This window comes from Candidatus Protofrankia californiensis (genome assembly GCF_900634765.1).
GTDB lineage: Bacteria > Actinomycetota > Actinomycetes > Frankiales > Frankiaceae > Protofrankia > Protofrankia californiensis.
Map to the genome: position 1 here is coordinate 7659 of NZ_CAAAFT010000493.1, position 527 is coordinate 8185.

The following is a 527-nucleotide window of genomic DNA, read 5'->3' on the forward strand; positions in this document are numbered from 1 at the left end:
TTCCCGCCACCGTCCCGGTTCGTCAGTGGCGGGGACGGTGGCCACGGCCCTGTCGGGGGTCGTTCGAAGTCCGGCATGTGACAACAAAGTTTTCCGGAGATTCCCCATGACATGACCAGGACGTTCTACCGTAACTGGTGATGGTGGTGTCACTCCGTCTGCATCAGGGCGCGGCTGCGACGGAAGCCGCCAATGGGGGATCCGGGAGAGTGCACTGATGGATGGCGGTATCAGCCGCACCGCCTTCGACGGTGCGGCCCCTGCAGGCACACCTCCCACTCATCCCATTACCTTCAGTAATCAAATGCGATCAAGAAGTCCTGAAATCGACGTCGATGCCGAGATCGACGCCGACATCGTCATGCGGATCCGCCACGGCCAGCGGGAGGCATTCGACGATCTCTACGACCGGTACGCCGACGACGTCTTCTCCGTGTGCCTGTTGATCCTCGGCGAGCCGACGGTCGCGCACGCCGCCGCGGGCACGGCGTTCGCCCTCGTCGCCCGCAGCCGCCTGAGTCCGCTCA

General features: G+C 64.1%; 1 protein-coding gene. It reads left to right on the top strand.

All coding sequences use genetic code 11. The features are described 5' to 3' along the window. Window positions 1-217 precede the first annotated feature (217 nt). The coding region (locus DD1DGNOD_RS25735) for an RNA polymerase sigma factor (protein WP_430827869.1) at window positions 218-527 on the top strand (310 nt) is incomplete at its 3' end.